General features: G+C 55.2%; 32 protein-coding genes. All 32 read left to right on the top strand.

Going from position 1 to position 17,762, the window contains the following annotated elements; genetic code table 11:
* Nucleotides 1–43 precede the first annotated feature (43 nt).
* Nucleotides 44–1,234, top strand: coding sequence for an elongation factor Tu (gene tuf, locus JW799_RS04025; protein WP_080831987.1), 1,191 nt, complete (start codon nucleotides 44–46; stop codon nucleotides 1,232–1,234).
* A 138-nt stretch (nucleotides 1,235–1,372) separates the two neighbouring features.
* A complete protein-coding gene (locus tag JW799_RS04020) occupies nucleotides 1,373–2,674 on the top strand; it encodes a hypothetical protein (RefSeq protein ID WP_205428738.1) in 1,302 nt (433 codons plus the stop codon).
* Nucleotides 2,675–2,954: 280 nt separating this feature from the next.
* Nucleotides 2,955–3,263, top strand: coding sequence for a 30S ribosomal protein S10 (rpsJ, locus tag JW799_RS04010; protein ID WP_019006420.1), 309 nt, complete (start codon nucleotides 2,955–2,957; stop codon nucleotides 3,261–3,263).
* A 53-nt stretch (nucleotides 3,264–3,316) separates the two neighbouring features.
* A complete protein-coding gene (gene rplC / locus JW799_RS04005; protein WP_080831985.1) occupies nucleotides 3,317–3,937 on the top strand; it encodes a 50S ribosomal protein L3 in 621 nt (206 codons plus the stop codon).
* Nucleotides 3,938–3,966: 29 nt separating this feature from the next.
* Nucleotides 3,967–4,590, top strand: a complete 624-nt coding sequence (gene rplD / locus JW799_RS04000) for a 50S ribosomal protein L4 (protein ID WP_080831984.1) — start codon at nucleotides 3,967–3,969, stop codon at nucleotides 4,588–4,590.
* Nucleotides 4,590–4,883, top strand: coding sequence for a 50S ribosomal protein L23 (gene rplW / locus JW799_RS03995; protein WP_080831983.1), 294 nt, complete (start codon nucleotides 4,590–4,592; stop codon nucleotides 4,881–4,883). Before rplD ends, rplW begins: the two co-directional genes overlap by 1 nt.
* 28 nt (nucleotides 4,884–4,911) lie before the next feature.
* Nucleotides 4,912–5,739 (top strand): 50S ribosomal protein L2, encoded by an 828-nt coding sequence (rplB, locus tag JW799_RS03990; RefSeq protein WP_080831982.1) that lies wholly within the window; start codon nucleotides 4,912–4,914, stop codon nucleotides 5,737–5,739.
* Between the two features lie 63 nt (nucleotides 5,740–5,802).
* The gene (rpsS, locus tag JW799_RS03985) at nucleotides 5,803–6,084 is read left to right on the top strand and encodes a 30S ribosomal protein S19 (protein WP_080831981.1); all 282 of its coding nucleotides are present in this window, start codon (nucleotides 5,803–5,805) and stop codon (nucleotides 6,082–6,084) included.
* A 53-nt stretch (nucleotides 6,085–6,137) separates the two neighbouring features.
* Entirely contained in the window at nucleotides 6,138–6,476 is a 339-nt protein-coding gene (rplV, locus tag JW799_RS03980; protein ID WP_080831980.1) for a 50S ribosomal protein L22, read from the top strand.
* 13 nt (nucleotides 6,477–6,489) lie between these two features.
* Nucleotides 6,490–7,158: a 30S ribosomal protein S3 gene (gene rpsC / locus JW799_RS03975; protein WP_080831979.1), complete on the top strand. Its 669-nt coding sequence runs from the start codon at nucleotides 6,490–6,492 to the stop codon at nucleotides 7,156–7,158.
* Nucleotides 7,159–7,160: 2 nt separating this feature from the next.
* Nucleotides 7,161–7,598 (top strand): 50S ribosomal protein L16, encoded by a 438-nt coding sequence (rplP, locus tag JW799_RS03970; protein ID WP_080831978.1) that lies wholly within the window; start codon nucleotides 7,161–7,163, stop codon nucleotides 7,596–7,598.
* The gene (rpmC, locus tag JW799_RS03965; RefSeq protein WP_080831977.1) at nucleotides 7,585–7,785 is read left to right on the top strand and encodes a 50S ribosomal protein L29; all 201 of its coding nucleotides are present in this window, start codon (nucleotides 7,585–7,587) and stop codon (nucleotides 7,783–7,785) included. Before rplP ends, rpmC begins: the two co-directional genes overlap by 14 nt.
* Before the next feature lie 43 nt (nucleotides 7,786–7,828).
* Entirely contained in the window at nucleotides 7,829–8,092 is a 264-nt protein-coding gene (rpsQ, locus tag JW799_RS03960; protein WP_080831976.1) for a 30S ribosomal protein S17, read from the top strand.
* Nucleotides 8,093–8,127: 35 nt separating this feature from the next.
* Nucleotides 8,128–8,496 carry a 50S ribosomal protein L14 gene (gene rplN / locus JW799_RS03955; protein ID WP_027087361.1) on the top strand — a complete coding sequence of 123 codons (369 nt, stop codon included), beginning with the start codon at nucleotides 8,128–8,130 and terminating at the stop codon, nucleotides 8,494–8,496.
* 42 nt (nucleotides 8,497–8,538) lie between these two features.
* Nucleotides 8,539–8,892, top strand: a complete 354-nt coding sequence (gene rplX / locus JW799_RS03950) for a 50S ribosomal protein L24 (RefSeq protein ID WP_080831975.1) — start codon at nucleotides 8,539–8,541, stop codon at nucleotides 8,890–8,892.
* A 35-nt stretch (nucleotides 8,893–8,927) separates the two neighbouring features.
* The gene (gene rplE, locus JW799_RS03945) at nucleotides 8,928–9,470 is read left to right on the top strand and encodes a 50S ribosomal protein L5 (RefSeq protein ID WP_080831974.1); all 543 of its coding nucleotides are present in this window, start codon (nucleotides 8,928–8,930) and stop codon (nucleotides 9,468–9,470) included.
* 52 nt (nucleotides 9,471–9,522) lie between these two features.
* Nucleotides 9,523–9,708, top strand: coding sequence for a type Z 30S ribosomal protein S14 (locus JW799_RS03940; protein ID WP_036580069.1), 186 nt, complete (start codon nucleotides 9,523–9,525; stop codon nucleotides 9,706–9,708).
* A gap of 32 nt (nucleotides 9,709–9,740) precedes the next feature.
* Nucleotides 9,741–10,139, top strand: coding sequence for a 30S ribosomal protein S8 (gene rpsH / locus JW799_RS03935; RefSeq protein ID WP_080831973.1), 399 nt, complete (start codon nucleotides 9,741–9,743; stop codon nucleotides 10,137–10,139).
* 30 nt (nucleotides 10,140–10,169) lie between these two features.
* The gene (gene rplF / locus JW799_RS03930) at nucleotides 10,170–10,712 is read left to right on the top strand and encodes a 50S ribosomal protein L6 (RefSeq protein ID WP_080831972.1); all 543 of its coding nucleotides are present in this window, start codon (nucleotides 10,170–10,172) and stop codon (nucleotides 10,710–10,712) included.
* Between the two features lie 60 nt (nucleotides 10,713–10,772).
* Nucleotides 10,773–11,141 carry a 50S ribosomal protein L18 gene (gene rplR / locus JW799_RS03925; protein ID WP_080831971.1) on the top strand — a complete coding sequence of 123 codons (369 nt, stop codon included), beginning with the start codon at nucleotides 10,773–10,775 and terminating at the stop codon, nucleotides 11,139–11,141.
* A 30-nt stretch (nucleotides 11,142–11,171) separates the two neighbouring features.
* A complete protein-coding gene (gene rpsE / locus JW799_RS03920) occupies nucleotides 11,172–11,669 on the top strand; it encodes a 30S ribosomal protein S5 (RefSeq protein ID WP_080831970.1) in 498 nt (165 codons plus the stop codon).
* Nucleotides 11,670–11,681: 12 nt separating this feature from the next.
* The gene (gene rpmD / locus JW799_RS03915; protein WP_080831969.1) at nucleotides 11,682–11,867 is read left to right on the top strand and encodes a 50S ribosomal protein L30; all 186 of its coding nucleotides are present in this window, start codon (nucleotides 11,682–11,684) and stop codon (nucleotides 11,865–11,867) included.
* Nucleotides 11,868–11,909: 42 nt separating this feature from the next.
* Nucleotides 11,910–12,353, top strand: coding sequence for a 50S ribosomal protein L15 (gene rplO / locus JW799_RS03910; protein WP_080831968.1), 444 nt, complete (start codon nucleotides 11,910–11,912; stop codon nucleotides 12,351–12,353).
* Complete coding sequence (gene secY / locus JW799_RS03905; protein WP_080831967.1) at nucleotides 12,353–13,660, top strand: preprotein translocase subunit SecY; 1,308 nt, start codon at nucleotides 12,353–12,355, stop codon at nucleotides 13,658–13,660. The genes rplO and secY overlap by 1 nt, the downstream gene beginning before the upstream one ends.
* A gap of 58 nt (nucleotides 13,661–13,718) precedes the next feature.
* On the top strand, nucleotides 13,719–14,363 hold the full coding sequence (locus JW799_RS03900; RefSeq protein WP_080831966.1) for an adenylate kinase: 645 nt from the start codon (nucleotides 13,719–13,721) through the stop codon (nucleotides 14,361–14,363).
* Nucleotides 14,364–14,369: 6 nt separating this feature from the next.
* A complete protein-coding gene (gene map, locus JW799_RS03895) occupies nucleotides 14,370–15,122 on the top strand; it encodes a type I methionyl aminopeptidase (RefSeq protein WP_080831965.1) in 753 nt (250 codons plus the stop codon).
* A gap of 10 nt (nucleotides 15,123–15,132) precedes the next feature.
* The gene (locus JW799_RS03890) at nucleotides 15,133–15,441 is read left to right on the top strand and encodes a KOW domain-containing RNA-binding protein (protein WP_080831964.1); all 309 of its coding nucleotides are present in this window, start codon (nucleotides 15,133–15,135) and stop codon (nucleotides 15,439–15,441) included.
* 2 nt (nucleotides 15,442–15,443) lie between these two features.
* Complete coding sequence (gene infA, locus JW799_RS03885) at nucleotides 15,444–15,659, top strand: translation initiation factor IF-1 (RefSeq protein ID WP_080832035.1); 216 nt, start codon at nucleotides 15,444–15,446, stop codon at nucleotides 15,657–15,659.
* 63 nt (nucleotides 15,660–15,722) lie between these two features.
* Nucleotides 15,723–15,836, top strand: coding sequence for a 50S ribosomal protein L36 (gene rpmJ, locus JW799_RS03880; RefSeq protein ID WP_003333770.1), 114 nt, complete (start codon nucleotides 15,723–15,725; stop codon nucleotides 15,834–15,836).
* Between the two features lie 19 nt (nucleotides 15,837–15,855).
* The gene (rpsM, locus tag JW799_RS03875; RefSeq protein WP_080831963.1) at nucleotides 15,856–16,224 is read left to right on the top strand and encodes a 30S ribosomal protein S13; all 369 of its coding nucleotides are present in this window, start codon (nucleotides 15,856–15,858) and stop codon (nucleotides 16,222–16,224) included.
* 17 nt (nucleotides 16,225–16,241) lie between these two features.
* Nucleotides 16,242–16,640, top strand: a complete 399-nt coding sequence (rpsK, locus tag JW799_RS03870; RefSeq protein WP_080831962.1) for a 30S ribosomal protein S11 — start codon at nucleotides 16,242–16,244, stop codon at nucleotides 16,638–16,640.
* A 165-nt stretch (nucleotides 16,641–16,805) separates the two neighbouring features.
* A complete protein-coding gene (locus JW799_RS03865) occupies nucleotides 16,806–17,750 on the top strand; it encodes a DNA-directed RNA polymerase subunit alpha (protein ID WP_080831961.1) in 945 nt (314 codons plus the stop codon).
* The last annotated feature ends 12 nt before the right edge of the window (nucleotides 17,751–17,762 follow it).

Here is a 17,762-nt window from a genome sequence, read left to right as displayed (position 1 = left end):
CAACCCATAAAATTCCTTTACTTATAAGGAGGAGAACATTTCAATGGCAAAGGCTAAGTTTGAACGTACTAAACCGCACGTTAATATCGGCACGATCGGTCACGTCGACCACGGCAAAACGACGCTGACGGCTGCGATCACGACGGTTCTTTCCAAAAAATACGGCGGCGCTGCCGTCGCATTCGACCAAATCGACAAAGCTCCGGAAGAACGCGAGCGCGGGATCACGATTTCCACCGCTCACGTTGAATACGAAACGCCTAACCGTCACTATGCTCACGTTGACTGCCCCGGACACGCCGACTACGTTAAAAACATGATCACCGGCGCAGCGCAAATGGACGGCGCGATCCTCGTCGTATCCGCCGCTGACGGCCCGATGCCGCAAACGCGCGAGCACATCCTGCTCTCCAAGCAAGTCGGCGTTCCTTACATCGTCGTATTCCTGAACAAATGCGACATGGTTGAAGACGAAGAACTGCTTGAGCTGGTCGAAATGGAAGTACGCGACCTGCTGAACGAATACGAGTTCCCGGGCGACGACACGCCGATCATTCGCGGCGCGGCTCGCGAAGCCCTGCAAAACCCGGACGGTCCTTGGGCAGACAAGATCGTCGAACTGTTCGAGCAAATCGATACCTACATTCCGGAACCGGTACGCGACGTTTCCAAGCCGTTCCTGATGCCGGTCGAAGACGTGTTCACGATCACGGGCCGCGGTACGGTTGCTACGGGTCGCGTTGAGCGCGGTACGGTCAAAGTCGGCGACGAAATCGAAATCATCGGTCTTGTCGAAGACAGCCGCAAATCCGTCGTTACCGGCGTTGAAATGTTCCGCAAGCTGCTCGACTCCGCTCAAGCCGGCGACAACATCGGCGCCCTGCTGCGCGGCGTTGACCGCAAAGACATCGAGCGCGGACAAGTTCTGGCCAAGCCGGGTTCGGTTAAGCCGCACACGGAATTCACCGCTCAAATCTACGTCCTGACCAAAGAAGAAGGCGGCCGTCATAAGCCTTTCTTCACGGGCTACCGTCCGCAATTCTACTTCCGGACGACGGACGTTACGGGCATCATCAACCTGCCGGAAGGCACGGAAATGGTTATGCCTGGCGACAACATCACGGTATCCGTTCAACTGATCGCTCCGATCGCCGTTGAAGAAGGCACTCGCTTCTCCATCCGCGAAGGCGGCCGTACGGTTGGCGCAGGCGCCGTCGCTACGATTCAAAAGTAATTTGCCATTCAAGGAGACGCACCCGAGCTTATCGGGTGCGTTTTTTTGCGTTCGGGCGACGGTGCGAAGTTTCGCGCAGATGGAAGCATATGGTATACTTGTATGGCCGTTCATGTTTATTCCTTGGAGGTCATTCCATTGAAATTTGCGAATTTTGACGGAAAGAAGCCGGGGCAAGCTGCCCCGAACAAGGCGCACGCCAACGGCGCCCGCGCGGCCGATGCTCATTCGTTCGGCGATATTCAGTCGCTTCAGCGGCACCTCGGCAATCAGGCGGTCTCCCGCATGATGGGATTCGGCGGAGGGAGGAAGTCCGAAACCGGCGAGATGCCGATTCAGCGAATGATCAACAACAGCGGCTCGTACAAGGAGCTCAGCGAAAAGTCGCCCGATATCGCGAAGCTCTATTTGCGCCTGGAAGAAGATCAGCAAAAAACGATGAAAAAGATGTGGGAAAGCGAAACGAACTACGACATCGAAAATATGGAACAGCTGCTGGCGGAAATCGAATCGTTTCAAACGGAACGGCTGTCGGAGCTTTATCATCAATCCCGATATTTTCATGCGTCAGATCTCGATAATTATAGCGGCATTTTGAGCAAAGGGCTCGATCCGTCTCATGGAGGAGTCGGCGGAGCTTCCGAAGCGGAGGACGAGTTTTTCGTCGAAACGAGCAAAAACTTCGTTCATGTCGCAACGGACCGGAAAACGGCCGACGAGTATGGCGAAAGGTTGAGCGAAAAGGGAAAAAACCCGAAAATCGCGCGCGTTTTTCTGGACAAGGGTCAACGATCGAAGCTTCTGGTCGACCCGATGCATATCCCGGAAGCCCGGAAAACGAAATCTCTCATACCGCCCGAGCATATCCGGCCGATCGACGAAGAGGTCGAGATGCTCGCGCCCGACTGGAATATAGAGCGGTCGAACGAAGCGATCGCCAGCTCCGTGCTTTCCGGGGACGAAGAAGGCTTGATCGCGCCTCATCGTTTCGGCAAGCTCGCCGATTCGGCATACCGGCGGCGGCGAATCAGCTTCGGCGGATTTTCGGCGGAAACGCGCGACGAGGAAAGAAGCGAGGACGAGAACGATCCGAAAAACGATTACTCGGATATGGCGCAAAACCCGGAAATCATCTCCGATCAGGATTTTAACGAACTAATCAAGCCCTTTTTAGAGGATCAAATCAACATCGACGATGTCGAAAATACGGCGGAGCTGATTAGCGATTTGGCCGTCAACCCCGACGTTTTGGGGCGCGTTCTCGAAAAAGCGAGCAATGATACGCTGACTCGAATGCTACAGATCATCAGGAAAGAGCTCCAAGCCGAGTTCTTCGAAGATTTGATAAAGGAAGCGGAAGCGATCCTAAAGAAACGGCAGCCCACGACGCGCAGGATCTTTCTTGGCGGCAGCCGTCAGCCGAGCAAGCTGCCGAATTGAGTTCCTTCTATTATATAGGAAGAAATACGGTGGATTCGCAAGCCGTTCGCGAGCGGCAGTTTGCCGACGGAACGCCAGTTTATGAAAATGAAAAAATTTTGTTGCAATCGCATGGGCAGATCGCTATAATAGTGAATGTTGGTCTGTGACTGTGCGATGATGCGAGAGGTTGCCGACACACCCGGCCCCTTTGCCATAGAGGGGTGGACGGGACGCTGCCGGGTTATTCTCGCGGAGTATGTCCGATTCCAAAATTGGGCGAATGAAGGAGGGAATTTCTATGGCGAAGCAAAAAATCCGTATCCGTTTGAAAGCCTACGATCACCGCATTCTCGATCAATCCGCGGAAAAAATCGTAGACACGGCTAAACGTACCGGCGCCGGCGTATCGGGACCGATCCCGCTGCCGACCGAAAAACAGGTCATCACGATTTTGCGCGCGGTACACAAGTACAAGGATTCGCGGGAACAATTCGAAATGCGTACGCACAAGCGCTTGATTGACATCGTCAATCCGACACCGCAAACGGTCGACGCATTGATGCGTCTCGACTTGCCGTCCGGCGTGGACATCGAAATCAAGCTCTAATAGGCCATACAAGAACAAAGAAATCCATCGCATGAAGGAAAAGAGGTGTCAACATGAAAGGAATCTTGGGACGTAAAATCGGGATGACGCAAGTGTTCTCCGCTAACGGCAACGTTGTGCCGGTTACGGTTATCGAAGCGACTCCGAACGTCGTGCTCCAGAAGAAAACGGTAGACAACGACGGTTACGAAGCGATCCAGCTGGGCTTCTCCGACAAACGCGCGAAACTGGCGAACAAACCGGAGACAGGTCACGCTAAAAAGGCCAACACGGCGCCCAAGCGCTACATCCGTGAAATCAGCGGTTCTTCCGACCTGGAAGTCGGTGCGGAAGTCAAAGTTGACCTGTTTGCTGAAGGTGAATTTGTTGACGTAACGGGTATTTCCAAAGGCAAAGGCACGGCCGGCGCCATCAAGCGTTGGGGCTTCCAACGCGGCAAGATGACCCACGGCTCCAAGTACCACCGCGGCAACGGTTCGCTCGCCACGATCCGCGACGCCAACCGCGTGCCGAAAGGCAAGAAAATGCACGGTCGTCTCGGCAACGAAACGATCACGATCCAAAACCTTGAAATCGTCAAGGTCGACGTCGAGCGCAACGTAATTCTGATCAAAGGCTCCATTCCGGGCGCTCGCAACAGCTACGTCAAAGTCCGCTCGTCGGTGAAGAAATAATTAAACACCCCTAGAAAGGAGGACCACTCATGCCGAAAGTGACTGTATATAACGTGGACGGCGGCCAAGTCGGCGAATTCGACTTGCCCGAGAGCGTGTTCGGAGTTAATCCGAATACTCACGTGCTGCACAGCGCAGTCGTGAATCAGCTCGCATCCGTTCGCCAAGGCACGCACAAAACGAAAGGCCGTTCCGAAGTTCGCGGCGGCGGCCGCAAACCATGGAAACAAAAAGGCACGGGCCGCGCCCGTCAAGGCAGCATCCGCTCTCCGCAATGGAAAGGCGGCGGCACCGTTTTCGGACCGACTCCGCGCAGCTACGGCTTCAAACTGCCGCGCAAAGTTCGCCGTCTGGCGATCAAATCGGCTTTGTCCAGCAAAGTGATCGGGGGCGAAATTATCGTTCTCGACGCGCTGAGCATGGCCGCTCCGAAAACGAAAGAATTCGCGAAAATTTTGAACAACCTCAAAGTCGAGCGCAAGGCGCTTGTCGTTACCGCCGACTACGAGAACAACGTGGCCCTGTCCGCACGCAACATCCCGGGAGTGAAGTTCGTCTCCGCCTCCGGAATCAACGTGCTTGACGTCATGGTGCATGACAAGCTCATCATCACCAAAGATGCGGTCGCCAAAGTCGAGGAGGTATTCGCGTAATGAAAAACCCTCGCGATATTATTAAACGGCCGGTCATCACGGAACGCACGAGCGAGTTCATCGATCAGCTCAAATACGTGTTCGAAGTTGACATCAAGGCTAACAAAACGGAAATCAAGCAAGCCGTCGAACAAATTTTCAAGGTGAAGGTCGCCAGCGTCAACACGATGCGCGTGCCGCCGAAGCCTCGCCGTTACGGTCGCCACTCCGGGTACTCCTCGGAATGGAAGAAAGCGATCGTGCAACTGTCCGCGGACAGCAAGCCGCTCGAATTTTTCGAAGCGTCTGTATAAAAGTTTATAGGGTAAGGAGGGAAAACCAGTGCCAGTCAAAAAGTTTAAACCGACATCGCCTAGCCGTCGCGAAATGACGATGTCCACGTTTGAAGAAATTACGACGTCGCAGCCGGAGAAATCGCTTCTCGCGCCTTTGCCGAAACGCGGCGGCCGCAACCACCAGGGTAAAATCACGGTCCGTCACCAAGGCGGCGGCCACAAGCGGAAATACCGGATCATCGACTTCAAGCGGAACAAGGACGGCGTGCCCGGACGCGTCGCTTCGATCGAATACGATCCGAACCGTACTTCTTACATCGCCCTGATCAACTACCTGGACGGAGAGAAACGCTACATCGTCGCTCCCAAAGGCTTGAAAGTCGGCGACGAAATCCAATCCGGCGCGGATGCGGACATCAAGGTCGGCAACGCATTGCCGCTTGAAAACATCCCGGTCGGTACGGTTATCCACAACATCGAATTGAAGCCCGGCAAAGGCGGACAGCTCGTTCGCGCCGCCGGCACCGAAGCTCAGCTGCTCGGCAAAGAAGAAAAATACGTTACGATTCGTCTTGCTTCCGGCGAAATCCGCCGCGTTCTGAAGCAATGCCGCGCGACGATCGGCACCGTGGGCAACCAAGACCATGAGCTGATCAACGTCGGCAAAGCCGGACGCTCGCGCAACATGGGCAAACGTCCCGTTGTCCGCGGCGTCGTCATGAACCCGGTCGATCACCCGCACGGCGGCGGCGAAGGCCGCGCTCCGATCGGTCGCAAGTCGCCGATGTCCCCTTGGGGCAAACCGACGCTCGGCTACAAAACCCGCAAGAAGAAAAAAGCTTCAAGCCAATATATTGTTCGCCGCCGCAAGTAAGCTTCATTCGCCTGGCGGCGATAACGGCCAGCCCTCATTTCGGGTTGAAAGGAGGATTTTACCATGGGTCGCAGCTTGAAAAAAGGACCTTTCGTCGACGACTATCTGTTCAAGAAAGTCGAAGTGCTTAACGAGTCCAACAAGAAGGTCGTCATCAAAACGTGGTCCCGTCGCTCGACGATTTTTCCGCAATTCGTCGGTCATACTTTTGCCGTATACGACGGCCGCAAACACGTTCCGGTATATGTGACGGAAGACATGGTCGGTCACAAGCTCGGGGAGTTCGCTCCGACGCGCACGTACAAGGGACACACGGACGACGACAAGAAAACGGGCAGAAGATAACGAAGCGTGCGCCGGGCGACCGGCGAACGTAACGTACGGAGGGAGGTACAACGATGGCACAAGAAGCGAAAGCCGTAGCGAGATACATTCGCATTCCGGCCCGCAAAGTCAGACTGGTCGTGGACCTGATCCGCGGCAAGCAAGTGGGCGAAGCGGTCGCGATTCTGCGCCATACGCCGCGTTCGGCATCTCCGGTACTGGAGAAGCTGCTGAACTCTGCTGTGGCGAATGCTGAGCACAACTACCAACTGGACGTAAACAAGCTGGTCATCACCGAAGCTTACGTCAACGAGGGTCCTACCCTGAAACGGTTCCAACCGCGCTCCCAGGGTCGTGCATTCAGCATCTTCAAGCGGACCAGCCACATTACGCTGGTCGTATCCGAAAAATAAGGAGGGACAACGTGTGGGTCAAAAGGTAAATCCCGTCGGTCTTCGCATCGGCATTATCCGCGATTGGGAATCGAAATGGTATGCCGACAAAGATTTCGGCGATCTTCTGATGGAAGACGTCAAAATCCGAGAATTCCTTAAAAATAAGCTGAAAGACGCAGCCGTTTCGCACATCGAAATCGAGCGCGCGGCGAACCGCGTCAACGTAACGATTCACACCGCCAAGCCGGGCATGGTTATCGGCAAGGGCGGAGCCGAAGTCGAAGTGCTTCGCGGCGCGCTGACGAAGCTGACGAACGGCAAAAAAGTTCATATCAACATCTCCGAAATCAAAAATCCGGAACTCGACGCTGTCTTGGTTGCGGAAAGCATCGCTCAACAGCTGGAACGCCGCATTTCGTTCCGCCGCGCGATGAAGCAATCGATTCAACGCACGCTGCGTTCCGGCGCAAAAGGCATCAAAACATCGGTCAGCGGACGTCTGGGCGGAGCGGAAATCGCTCGTACCGAAGGGTACAGCGAAGGTACGGTTCCTCTGCACACGCTGCGCGCCGATATCGACTATGGAACGGCTGAAGCTCATACGACCTACGGACGCATCGGCGTGAAAGTTTGGATCTATCGCGGCGAAGTCCTTCCGGCGAAGAAGAAGAAAGCCGCCGTTGAGGAAGGAGGCAACTGATCATGTTGGTCCCTAAACGCGTCAAACACCGCAAACAGCACCGCGGCAAAATGAAAGGCCAAGCGAAAGGCGGCACGACGGTAAGCTTCGGCGAATTCGGCCTGCAAGCTCAAGAGCCTGCCTGGGTAACGAACCGTCAGATCGAAGCCGCCCGTATCGCCATGACCCGTTACATCAAGCGGGGCGGTAAAGTCTGGATCAAAATTTTCCCTTCCAAGCCGATTACCCAAAAGCCGCTTGAAGTCCGGATGGGTAGCGGTAAAGGTAACGTCGAGAAATGGGTAGCCGTGGTCAAGCCGGGCAAAGTCCTGTTTGAACTCGCCGGCGTCTCCGAAGAGATCGCTCGCGAAGCGATGCGTCTTGCGGCGCACAAGCTGCCGATCAAGACGAAGTTCGTGAAACGCGAAGAACTGGGTGGTGAAGCAAATGAAGGCCAGTGAATTCCGTAACCTGACTTCGGTTGAAATCGAACAGAAAGTCGCCGGTTTCAAGGAAGAATTGTTTAACCTCCGTTTCCAACTGGCTACCGGTCAATTGGACAATCCGCACCGCATTCGCGAGCTGCGCAGACAAATCGCCCGGGCCAAAACCATTTTGCACGAACGTGAACTCGGCATCGGTTCTTGACCGGCCATAAACCCGAACAACGTACTCGGGAAGGAGGATACCCATGAGCGAACGCAATGCCCGCAAGGTACAGATCGGCAAAGTCGTCAGCGACAAGATGGACAAAACGATCGTCGTTTCCGTAGAAACCTACAAGAAACACAGCCTGTACCACAAACGCATTAAATACACGAAGAAATTCAAAGCTCACGACGAGAACAACGAAGCGAAAATCGGCGATACCGTGAAAATCATGGAGACCCGCCCTCTGTCCAAGGACAAAAGATGGCGCCTGGTCGAAGTTACCGAGAAAGCCGTTATTCTCTAATACCGACATTTAACGACTGAAAGGAGGAACCTGCGATGATTCAACCGTTTACGAGACTGGCCGTAGCCGACAACTCCGGCGCGAAGGAACTGATGTGCATTCGCGTGCTGGGCGGTACGGGACGCCGTGTCGGTCACATCGGGGACCTGATCGTTGCTTCCGTCAAACAAGCAACACCAGGGGGCGTTGTCAAGAAAGGCGACGTCGTCAAATGCGTAATCGTTCGTACGAAACGTTCGGTGCGGCGTAAGGACGGCTCCTATATCGCATTCGACGAAAATGCGGCCGTTATCGTTAAGGAAGACAAGAGCCCGCGCGGTACGCGGATCTTCGGACCTGTCGCTCGCGAGCTGCGCGAACGCGACTTTATGAAAATCATTTCCTTGGCGCCGGAAGTCCTGTAACCTCCGAAGCGTCCCAAGTAAAACAGGCTAGGAGGTGTACTCATGCCCCGTTTGAAAAAAGTGCTGGAATCGCACAACAATAAATTGCACGTGAAGAAAGACGATAACGTCATCGTCATCACCGGCAAGGACAAGGGCAAGAAAGGCCGCGTCATCGCCGCTTACCCGCGCGAAAACCGCGTGCTGGTCGAAGGCGTGAACATGGTCAAGAAACATACCCGTCCTTCCACGAACAATCCGCAAGGCGGCATCATCGAGCAAGAAGCTCCGATTCACGTGTCCAACGTCATGCACGTCGATCCGAAGAGCGGCAAGCCGACCCGTATCGGTCACAAAGTGCTTGAGAACGGAAAGAAAGTTCGGATCGCCAAGCGTTCCGGCCAAGAAATCGACTAATTTCAATCCAGACGGAAAGGAGGTCGCTTTGACAGATGGCAGCAAGATTGAAAGAACGTTTCCTCAACGAGATCACTCCTGCGCTGATGCAGAAGTATAGCTACAAATCGGTCATGCAAGTGCCGAAAATCGAAAAAGTCGTCATCAACATGGGCGTAGGCGATGCGGTCCAAAACTCCAAAGTGCTGGACTCGGCCGTCGAAGATTTGCAAAAAATCTCCGGCCAGAAACCGGTCGTCACCCGCGCGAAGAAGTCCATCGCAGGTTTCCGCCTTCGTGAAAACGCGCCGATCGGCGCCAAGGTCACGCTGCGCGGCGACCGGATGTATTTCTTCCTCGACAAGCTGTTCAACATTTCGCTTCCGCGCGTTCGCGACTTCCGCGGCGTATCGACGAAATCGTTCGACGGACGTGGGAACTACACGCTCGGCATCAAAGAACAACTGATCTTCCCGGAAATCGAGTACGACAAGATCGACAAGATTCGCGGGATGGATATCGTGATCGTAACGACTGCTAATACGGACGAAGAAGCGCGCGAACTGCTGTCCCAATTGGGCATGCCGTTCTCGAAGTGACGTCGCCCACCTGGCCAGCGAGCCAAGGCCCAATCGGGAGGTGTGAAAGCAAGTGGCAAAAACGTCGATGAAAATCAAGCAACAACGTGCACCGAAGTTTAAAGTCCGTGCTTACACGCGGTGTGAGCGTTGCGGACGTCCGCATTCCGTGTTGCAAAAGTTTAAAATTTGCCGGATTTGTTTCCGCGAATTGGCGTATAAAGGCCAGATTCCTGGCGTTAAAAAAGCGAGCTGGTAATCAGCCTAGTTACGGAAGGAGGTTTACCCCCCATGGTTATGTCTGACCCTATTGCAGATATGTTGACGCGCATTCGCAACGCGAACCTGGTTCGTCACGAGACGGTCGAGCTTCCTGCTTCCACGGTGAAAAAGCAGATTGCCGAAATTCTCAAGCGCGAAGGGTTCATCCGCGACGCCGAATATATCGAAGACAACAAGCAAGGCCTGATCCGTATTTTCCTGAAATACGGTCAAAACAACGAGCGCGTCATCACGGGTCTGAAACGCATCAGCAAACCCGGCCTGCGCGTTTACACGAAATCGAACGAAATTCCGCGCGTACTGGGCGGCCTCGGGATCGCGATCATTTCGACGTCCAAAGGCATCGTCACCGACAAGGAAGCCCGTCAGTTCAAGTCCGGCGGCGAAGTGCTCTGCTACGTCTGGTAATTCAACCCGCAAACGATTGGAGGTGTACCCATGTCCCGTATCGGACGCAAACCGATCCAGGTGCCTAACGGCGTGAACGTGAGCCTGGAGGAAAATCAAATTACGGTCAAAGGGCCGAAAGGCACTTTGTCCCGCGCTTTGCATAAAGACATCAAAGTTTCGATCGAAGGAAACGTCATTTCCGTCGAACGTCCTTCCGATCATAAGCTGCACCGCTCGCTGCACGGTACGACCCGTTCGATCGTCGCGAACATGGTCAGCGGCGTAACCGAAGGTTACTCCAAAAATCTCGAGCTTGTCGGCGTCGGCTACCGCGCCAGCAAATCCGGCGAGAAACTCGTTCTGAACGTAGGTTACTCCCATCCGGTCGAATTCGTTCCGGAAGGCGGCATCGAATTCGAAGTGCCGGCTCAGAACAAAATCGTCGTCAAAGGCATCGACAAAGAAGCCGTGGGCGCCATCGCCGCGAAAGTGCGCGCCGTTCGTCCGCCCGAGCCTTACAAAGGCAAAGGGATCAAGTACGAAAACGAGCGCATCATCCGCAAGGAAGGCAAAGCCGGCAAAAAGAAATAATGAAGCGGCGGCATAGGGCCGCGGCTTAACGGTCAGGAAGAAAGGAGATGAACTCCGTAAATGATCACCAAAGGCGATAAAAACAAAGCCCGTTTGAAACGTCATCTGCGCGTTCGCAAAAAGATCAGCGGAACGACCGAACGTCCGCGTCTGTCCGTGTTCCGTTCCTCCAAGCACATCTACGCTCAACTGATCGACGACGTCAAGGGCGTTACGATCGCATCCGCGTCGACGCTTGACAAGGAATTGGCTCCGCAAATCGGCAACGGCGGCAGCGTCGAATCCGCTGCTAAAGTGGGCGAACTGATCGCGAAGCGCGCGAAAGATAAAGGTCACGAAAACGTCGTGTTCGACCGCGGCGGCTATCTTTACCACGGACGCATTCAAGCTCTGGCGGACGCAGCCCGCGAAGCCGGACTCAAGTTTTAATTCACTACGGAAACAAGGAGGGTAAACGACTTGCGTGTAGATCCGAATACGTTGGAACTTACTGAAAAAATGGTCCAGATCAACCGCGTTTCCAAAGTCGTCAAAGGCGGCCGCCGCTTCAGCTTCAGCGCGCTCGTCGTTGTCGGCGACGGCAACGGTTGGGTCGGCGCCGGCATCGGCAAAGCGTCCGAAGTTCCGGACGCGATCCGCAAAGGCGTCGAGGACGCAAAGAAAAATCTCGTTTTCGTCCCGCTGGTTGGCAAGACGATTCCACATTCCGTCATGGGTCAATTCGGCGCCGGCAAAGTGCTGCTGAAACCGGCATCCGAAGGTACGGGCGTTATTGCGGGCGGTCCTGTCCGCGCCGTACTGGAACTCGCCGGAGTCGGCGATATTTTGACGAAATCGCTGGGCTCTTCCAACTCCATCAACATGGTTAATGCGACGTTGGAGGGACTTTCCCGACTGAAACGCGCCGAAGACGTGGCGAAGCTCCGCGGCAAAACCGTGGAAGAGCTGTTAGGTTAAGGAGGGGACACCATGGCGAAATTGCAAATCACCCTCGTTCGCAGCCTGATCGGCCGTCCGGGAGATCAACGCCAGACGGTTCAATCGCTTGGACTGCGCAAGCTGAATCAATCGGTCGTCAAAGAAGACAACGCCGCGATCCGCGGCATGATCAACCATGTCAGCCACCTGATCAAGGTTCAAGAGATCAACGGCTAATACGGCACGCAATCGCAAAATAATCAAGGAGGTGCGACAACGATGAAATTGCACGAACTTTCTCCTGCCGAAGGTTCCAAGTTCAGCCGCAAGCGCGTCGGTCGCGGCATCGGCAGCGGCATGGGCAAAACGTCCACGCGCGGCCACAAAGGCCAAAACGCTCGTTCGGGCGGCGGCGTTCGCCCGGGCTTCGAGGGCGGCCAAAACCCGTTGTACCGTCGCCTTCCAAAGCGCGGTTTCAACAACGACCGTTTCGCTCTGGAGTTCGCGATCGTAAACTTGGAACAGCTTAGCGGGTTTGAGGCGGGCACGGAAGTAACGCCGGAGCTGCTTCTCGAAAAAGGGATCATCAAAAACCCGAAGGACGGCATCAAAATTCTGGCGGGTGGCGAACTGAGCGTAGGCTTGACGGTCAAGGCCCACAAGTTTTCGAAATCCGCTGTAGAAAAAATCCAGGCCGCCGGCGGTAAAACCGAGGTGATCTAATGTTCGCGACCGTCTCCAACATTTGGAAAGTAGAGGACCTTCGCAAGAGGATCCTGTTTACCCTTTTCATCCTGCTTGTCTATCGCTTGGGTTCCTTCATTCCGGTACCGAACATTGACAAAGACGTCCTCACCATGGCCAACGAACAGGGCAACGAGCTGTTCGGCCTGCTCAACACGTTCTCCGGCGGCGCCTTGTTCCAATTCTCCATCTTCGCGCTGGGGATTTTGCCTTACATTACGGCATCGATCATCGTACAGTTGCTCTCGATGGACGTCATTCCGAAATTCGCGGAATGGGCCAAGGAAGGCGAAAATGGCAAGCGCAAGCTGGCGCAGGTTACGCGTTACGGGACGGTCATTCTGGCAGTGATTCAATCGTTCGCAACCGCGATCGGATTCAACCGGATCTACAATTACGATATGGTGCTCGATCCTTCGTGGTCGACCTATATCATGATTGCGATCGTATTGACGGCAGGTACCTCTTTCCTTATGTGGCTCGGTGAGCAAATCAACGAAAAAGGCATCGGCAACGGGATTTCAATCCTGATGTTCGCGGCGATCGTTTCAGCCATTCCGGGCTATGTCCGCGACATTTATGCGGATAAGTTCGTGAATGCCTCCGGTCAGCTGTTCATGAATATCGTCCAGGTCGTGCTGATTGTCGTACTGATCGTCGCGATGATCGTCGGGGTCATCTTTATCCAGCAAGGCGTGCGCAAAATACCGGTGCAATACGCGAAACGCGTCGTCGGACAGAAAATGTACGGCGGCCAATCGACGCACATTCCGCTCAAGGTGAACGGCGCGGGCGTCATTCCGGTCATTTTCGCCTCCTCGCTGCTGATGTTCCCGATTACGATCGCCCAATTCTGGGCGGGCCATGGCTGGGCGAACTGGATCATCAACCATCTTTACTACGATAGACCGCTCGGCATGGTGCTGTACGTTCTGCTGATTATCGGATTCACGTTCTTCTATACGTTCGTGCAATTCAATCCTCAGCAGCTGGCCGACAACATGAAGAAGAACGGCGGCTACATTCCGGGCATCCGTCCGGGCAAGCCGACCTCGGGCTACCTGATGCGCGTCATCACCCGCATCACGCTCGCGGGGGCGATTTTCCTCGCGGTCATCTCGGTCATCCCGGTGTTCTTCGGATTGATTTTCGGATTGCCGAGAAGCGTTCAATTGGGCGGCACTTCGCTGCTCATCGTCGTCGGCGTCGCGCTGGAAACGATGAAGCAGGTCGAGAGCCAATTGATCAAGCGCCACTACAAAGGGTTTATCACGAAAAAGTCATAAGCATCGAAACGGTATTGCCCCAGCGGGCGATGCGGTTTACGCCTTGGGAGGAACAACGATGAACATTCTGTTTATGGGGCCTCCAGGCGCCGGCAAAGGCACGCAGGCCGAAAGGATCGTTGCCGAATTCGGCATTCCTCACATCTCGACCGGCGATGCGTTTCGTTTGGCCATGAAGGAGGGCACTCCGCTTGGCCAGAAGGCGAAGGAATACGTGGACAAAGGCTTGCTCGTTCCCGACGAGGTGACCAACGGGATCGTGCGCGACCGGCTTTCCCTGGACGATTGCAAAAGCGGCTTCCTGCTCGACGGGTTCCCGCGCACGATCGCCCAAGCGGAAGCGCTGGACGCGATGCTTGCCGAAATGGGCCGCAAGATCGACCATGTCATCAACCTGAAGGTGGACCGCAGCTTTCTGCTTGCCCGCCTGACGGGACGGAGGATCTGCAAGCAATGCGGCGCCACTTACCATACCATTTTCAATCCGCCGAAGGTGCCCGGTGTATGCGATAAAGACGGCGGAGAGCTGTACCAGCGCTCCGACGATACGGAAGAGAAGGTCGGTACCCGTCTCGACGAGTACACGAGCAAAACGGCCCCGCTGCTTGATTATTACGGCGACAAAGGCTTGCTCCGGGAACTGGACGGAGAGAAGGAGATCGACGCCGTGACGGCCGAAATCGCTTCTCTTCTGAGAGGGTAACGAGCGATGATCGTTTGCAAGTCCGAAGCCGAATTAAGCTTGATGCGCGAAGCCGGACGGATTGTGGCCGAAACGCATCGCCTGATGAAACAGGCGATCGTGCCGGGAATAACGACCGGAGAGTTGGACCGGATTGCCGAAGATTTCATCCGCAGCCAGGGTGCCGTACCTTCTTTTAAAGGCTATAACGGTTTTCCAGCCAGCATTTGCGCTTCCGTCAACGAGGAGCTCGTACACGGATTCCCCGGACCGCGGAAGCTGAATGAGGGCGATATCATCAGCATCGATATCGGCGCCCAGTACAAGGGGTACCACGGCGACTCCGCCTGGACGTACGGCGTCGGCAAGATCAGCGAAGAGGCGCAGCGGCTGCTTGATGTGACGGAAGCGTCTTTGTATGCCGGTCTTGCGCTCGTTCGTCCGGATGTTCGGCTGTTCACGATCTCTCACGGGATCCAGAAGGCGATAGAGGCTGCCGGTTTTTCGGTCGTTCGCGAATATGTCGGACACGGCGTCGGAACGAAGCTGCACGAGGAGCCGCAAATCCCGAACTACGGCGTTCCCGATCGGGGACCGCGGCTTAAGCCCGGCATGACGCTGGCGATCGAGCCGATGGTCAACGTTGGCGAGCGTTACGTGAAGACGCTGGCCGACAACTGGACGGTCGTGACGGTCGACGGATCCTTGTGCGCGCATTTCGAGCATACGATTGCCGTAACCGACGACGGGTACGAGATTTTGACCCGAACGGAAGCTTAGGTGAATCGCGATGACGGAACAAGCAAGGTTTTCTCCCGGAGACATCGTGAGAAGCCGTCGCGGGAAGGACGAGGGACAGCTTCTGGTCATCATCGGGCTCGAGAGCGAGCGAATCGCGCTCGTGGCGGATGGCGACCTGCGGCGGTTCGATCGTCCCAAACGTAAAAATGTGCTGCATCTCGAACCGATCGGGATCGCAAGCGACGAAGTCGCAAGCAGCCTCCGCGAAACCGGACGCGTCACGAACGGGAAGCTACGTTTTGCGATCGTAAGCGCTAAGCGACAGCTTGAAGCGCATGCTGAAGAGAAAGGGGAATGACGGTGGCCAAAGAGGACGTCATTGAGGTTGAAGGAACGGTCATCGAACCGCTCCCGAACGCGATGTTCAAAGTGGAGCTCGAGAACGGACACCAGATTCTGGCGACCGTTTCCGGCAAATTGCGGATGCACTTTATCCGTATCCTTACGGGTGATAAAGTGGTGATACAGCTGTCGCCGTACGATCTTACGCGCGGCCGCATCACGTACCGCAAATAGTTCGTCCGGTCTGCCATCCGCGTGACGATCGATTCGGATCGTACATTAAGGAGGTTATCTATCATGAAGGTGAGACCTTCGGTCAAGCCCATTTGCGAAAAATGCAAGGTCATCCGTCGCAAAGGCAACGTGATGGTCATTTGCGAAAATCCGAAACACAAACAAAAACAAGGCTAAGAGGAGGTGCTTCTTACGCATGGCACGTATTGCTGGTGTTGACCTTCCCCGCGACAAACGCGTGGAAATTGCCCTGACGTACATCTTCGGGATCGGCAAAACGACGTCCCAGAAGATTCTTGCGACATCCGGCATCAACCCGGATACCCGCGTTCGGGATCTGACCGAGGACGAGGTATCCCGTTTGCGCGAGACGATCGACAAAACGCAAAAGGTCGAAGGCGACCTGCGCCGCGAAATCGCGCTGAACATCAAGCGCCTGATCGAAATCGGCTGCTACCGCGGAGTCCGTCATCGTCGCGGCCTGCCTGTCCGCGGCCAACGCACCAAAACGAATGCCCGCACGCGCAAAGGTCCGCGCCGTACGGTTGCGAATAAGAAAAAATAATAAGGGGGATAACCAACATGGCACAAAAGGGCAAGAAAGTCGTCCGCACGAAACGTCGCGACCGGAAAAATATCGATTCAGGCGTCGCGCACATCCGCTCGACTTTCAACAACACGATCGTGACGATCACCGACCCGCACGGCAACGCCGTATCCTGGGCAAGCTCCGGCAACATGGGCTTCAAAGGCTCGCGCAAAAGCACGCCGTTCGCCGCTCAAATGGCTGCGGAAACCGCCGCTCGCGCCGCGATGGAGCACGGCATGCGTATTGTTGAAGTCATGGTCAAGGGTCCCGGCGCCGGCCGCGAAGCGGCGATTCGTTCGCTGCAAGCTGCCGGACTCGAAGTCAGCATGATCAAAGACGTCACGCCGATCCCTCATAACGGATGTCGTCCTCCGAAACGCCGTCGCGTATAATGCGCGCTCCTATGTGGTATCAAACAAAAACAACTTGTGAATAATGGTTGTAATGGTTAGGCATACTACATGGTTTGCCCTTCGCAATTCATCGCAAGCTTGATGGGGCAAAACAATCGGCAACGTCAGCGGCGCAGCGCGACGTTTTGAAGGAGGGTTATGGTTGTGATTGTGATCGAAAAGCCGAAAATTGAGTCGGTGGAGATACAGGAAGACAGAAGGTACGGCCGTTTTGTCGTGGAACCGCTGGAACGCGGATACGGCATGACGTTGGGGAACTCCCTCCGCCGCATTCTGCTGTCGTCCTTGCCGGGCGCAGCCGTTATATCGGTTCAGATTGACGGGGTTCTTCACGAGTTCTCCACCGTTCCGGGCGTCATTGAGGATGTAACGGAAATTATCCTCAATCTGAAGCGTCTGTCGCTGAAAATTCATTCGGACGAGGAGAAAGTGCTCGAGATCGATGCGGAAGGCGAAGGCGTTGTGACGGCCGGCGACATCAGGGCGGACAGCGACGTGGAAATCCTGAATCCGGATCTGCATATCGCGACTCTGGCTTCGGGCGCGCGGCTTCATATGCGCATTTTCGCCAAGCAAGGGCGCGGTTATGTCCCGGCGGATCGCAATAAGAAAGAAGATCAGCCGATCGGGGTCATTCCTGTCGATTCGATCTACACGCCGATTACCCGCGTCAATTACAAAGTCGAGAATACCCGCGTCGGCCAGGTGACCAACTACGACAAGCTTACGCTTGAAGTTTGGACGGACGGAAGCATCCGGCCGGAAGAAGCGGTCAGCCTGGGCGCGAAGATCTTGACGGATCACTTGTCGTTGTTCGTCGGCCTGACCGACGAAGCCAAGGACACCGAGACGATGAAGGAGAAGGAAGAAGACAAGAAAGAGAAAGTGCTCGAGATGACGATCGAAGAGCTCGATCTTTCGGTTCGCTCCTACAACTGTCTCAAACGGGCCGGCATCAACACGGTTCAAGAGCTGATCACGAAGTCCGAAGAAGACATGATGAAGGTCCGCAACCTGGGCCGCAAATCTTTGGAGGAAGTGCAAGAGAAGCTCGAAGAGCTGGGCCTCGGCCTTCGCATTGAAGAATAAAGACAGGCAGGG

Source organism: Cohnella algarum (assembly GCF_016937515.1).
Lineage (GTDB): Bacteria > Bacillota > Bacilli > Paenibacillales > Paenibacillaceae > Cohnella > Cohnella algarum.
This window is presented reverse-complemented; position numbering and strand designations above follow the sequence as displayed.

Excerpts from the sequence above, each read along its gene's own strand:
- rplX (WP_080831975.1), top strand. The coding sequence starts at position 8,539 with ATGCCCCGTTTGAAAAAAGTGCTGGAATCGCACAACAATAAATTGCAC.
- rpsQ (WP_080831976.1), top strand. The coding sequence starts at position 7,829 with ATGAGCGAACGCAATGCCCGCAAGGTACAGATCGGCAAAGTCGTCAGC.
- rpmC (WP_080831977.1), top strand. The coding sequence starts at position 7,585 with ATGAAGGCCAGTGAATTCCGTAACCTGACTTCGGTTGAAATCGAACAG.
- rpmJ (WP_003333770.1), top strand. The coding sequence starts at position 15,723 with ATGAAGGTGAGACCTTCGGTCAAGCCCATTTGCGAAAAATGCAAGGTC.
- JW799_RS03900 (WP_080831966.1), top strand. The coding sequence starts at position 13,719 with ATGAACATTCTGTTTATGGGGCCTCCAGGCGCCGGCAAAGGCACGCAG.
- rpsH (WP_080831973.1), top strand. The coding sequence starts at position 9,741 with ATGGTTATGTCTGACCCTATTGCAGATATGTTGACGCGCATTCGCAAC.
- map (WP_080831965.1), top strand. The coding sequence starts at position 14,370 with ATGATCGTTTGCAAGTCCGAAGCCGAATTAAGCTTGATGCGCGAAGCC.
- rplF (WP_080831972.1), top strand. The coding sequence starts at position 10,170 with ATGTCCCGTATCGGACGCAAACCGATCCAGGTGCCTAACGGCGTGAAC.
- tuf (WP_080831987.1), top strand. The coding sequence starts at position 44 with ATGGCAAAGGCTAAGTTTGAACGTACTAAACCGCACGTTAATATCGGC.
- rplW (WP_080831983.1), top strand. The coding sequence starts at position 4,590 with ATGAAAAACCCTCGCGATATTATTAAACGGCCGGTCATCACGGAACGC.
- rpsK (WP_080831962.1), top strand. The coding sequence starts at position 16,242 with ATGGCACAAAAGGGCAAGAAAGTCGTCCGCACGAAACGTCGCGACCGG.
- rplP (WP_080831978.1), top strand. The coding sequence starts at position 7,161 with ATGTTGGTCCCTAAACGCGTCAAACACCGCAAACAGCACCGCGGCAAA.
- rpsS (WP_080831981.1), top strand. The coding sequence starts at position 5,803 with ATGGGTCGCAGCTTGAAAAAAGGACCTTTCGTCGACGACTATCTGTTC.
- rplE (WP_080831974.1), top strand. The coding sequence starts at position 8,928 with ATGGCAGCAAGATTGAAAGAACGTTTCCTCAACGAGATCACTCCTGCG.
- rplN (WP_027087361.1), top strand. The coding sequence starts at position 8,128 with ATGATTCAACCGTTTACGAGACTGGCCGTAGCCGACAACTCCGGCGCG.
- secY (WP_080831967.1), top strand. The coding sequence starts at position 12,353 with ATGTTCGCGACCGTCTCCAACATTTGGAAAGTAGAGGACCTTCGCAAG.
- rpsJ (WP_019006420.1), top strand. The coding sequence starts at position 2,955 with ATGGCGAAGCAAAAAATCCGTATCCGTTTGAAAGCCTACGATCACCGC.
- rplC (WP_080831985.1), top strand. The coding sequence starts at position 3,317 with ATGAAAGGAATCTTGGGACGTAAAATCGGGATGACGCAAGTGTTCTCC.
- rplV (WP_080831980.1), top strand. The coding sequence starts at position 6,138 with ATGGCACAAGAAGCGAAAGCCGTAGCGAGATACATTCGCATTCCGGCC.
- JW799_RS03890 (WP_080831964.1), top strand. The coding sequence starts at position 15,133 with ATGACGGAACAAGCAAGGTTTTCTCCCGGAGACATCGTGAGAAGCCGT.
- rpsM (WP_080831963.1), top strand. The coding sequence starts at position 15,856 with ATGGCACGTATTGCTGGTGTTGACCTTCCCCGCGACAAACGCGTGGAA.
- rplD (WP_080831984.1), top strand. The coding sequence starts at position 3,967 with ATGCCGAAAGTGACTGTATATAACGTGGACGGCGGCCAAGTCGGCGAA.
- rplO (WP_080831968.1), top strand. The coding sequence starts at position 11,910 with ATGAAATTGCACGAACTTTCTCCTGCCGAAGGTTCCAAGTTCAGCCGC.
- rplR (WP_080831971.1), top strand. The coding sequence starts at position 10,773 with ATGATCACCAAAGGCGATAAAAACAAAGCCCGTTTGAAACGTCATCTG.
- rpmD (WP_080831969.1), top strand. The coding sequence starts at position 11,682 with ATGGCGAAATTGCAAATCACCCTCGTTCGCAGCCTGATCGGCCGTCCG.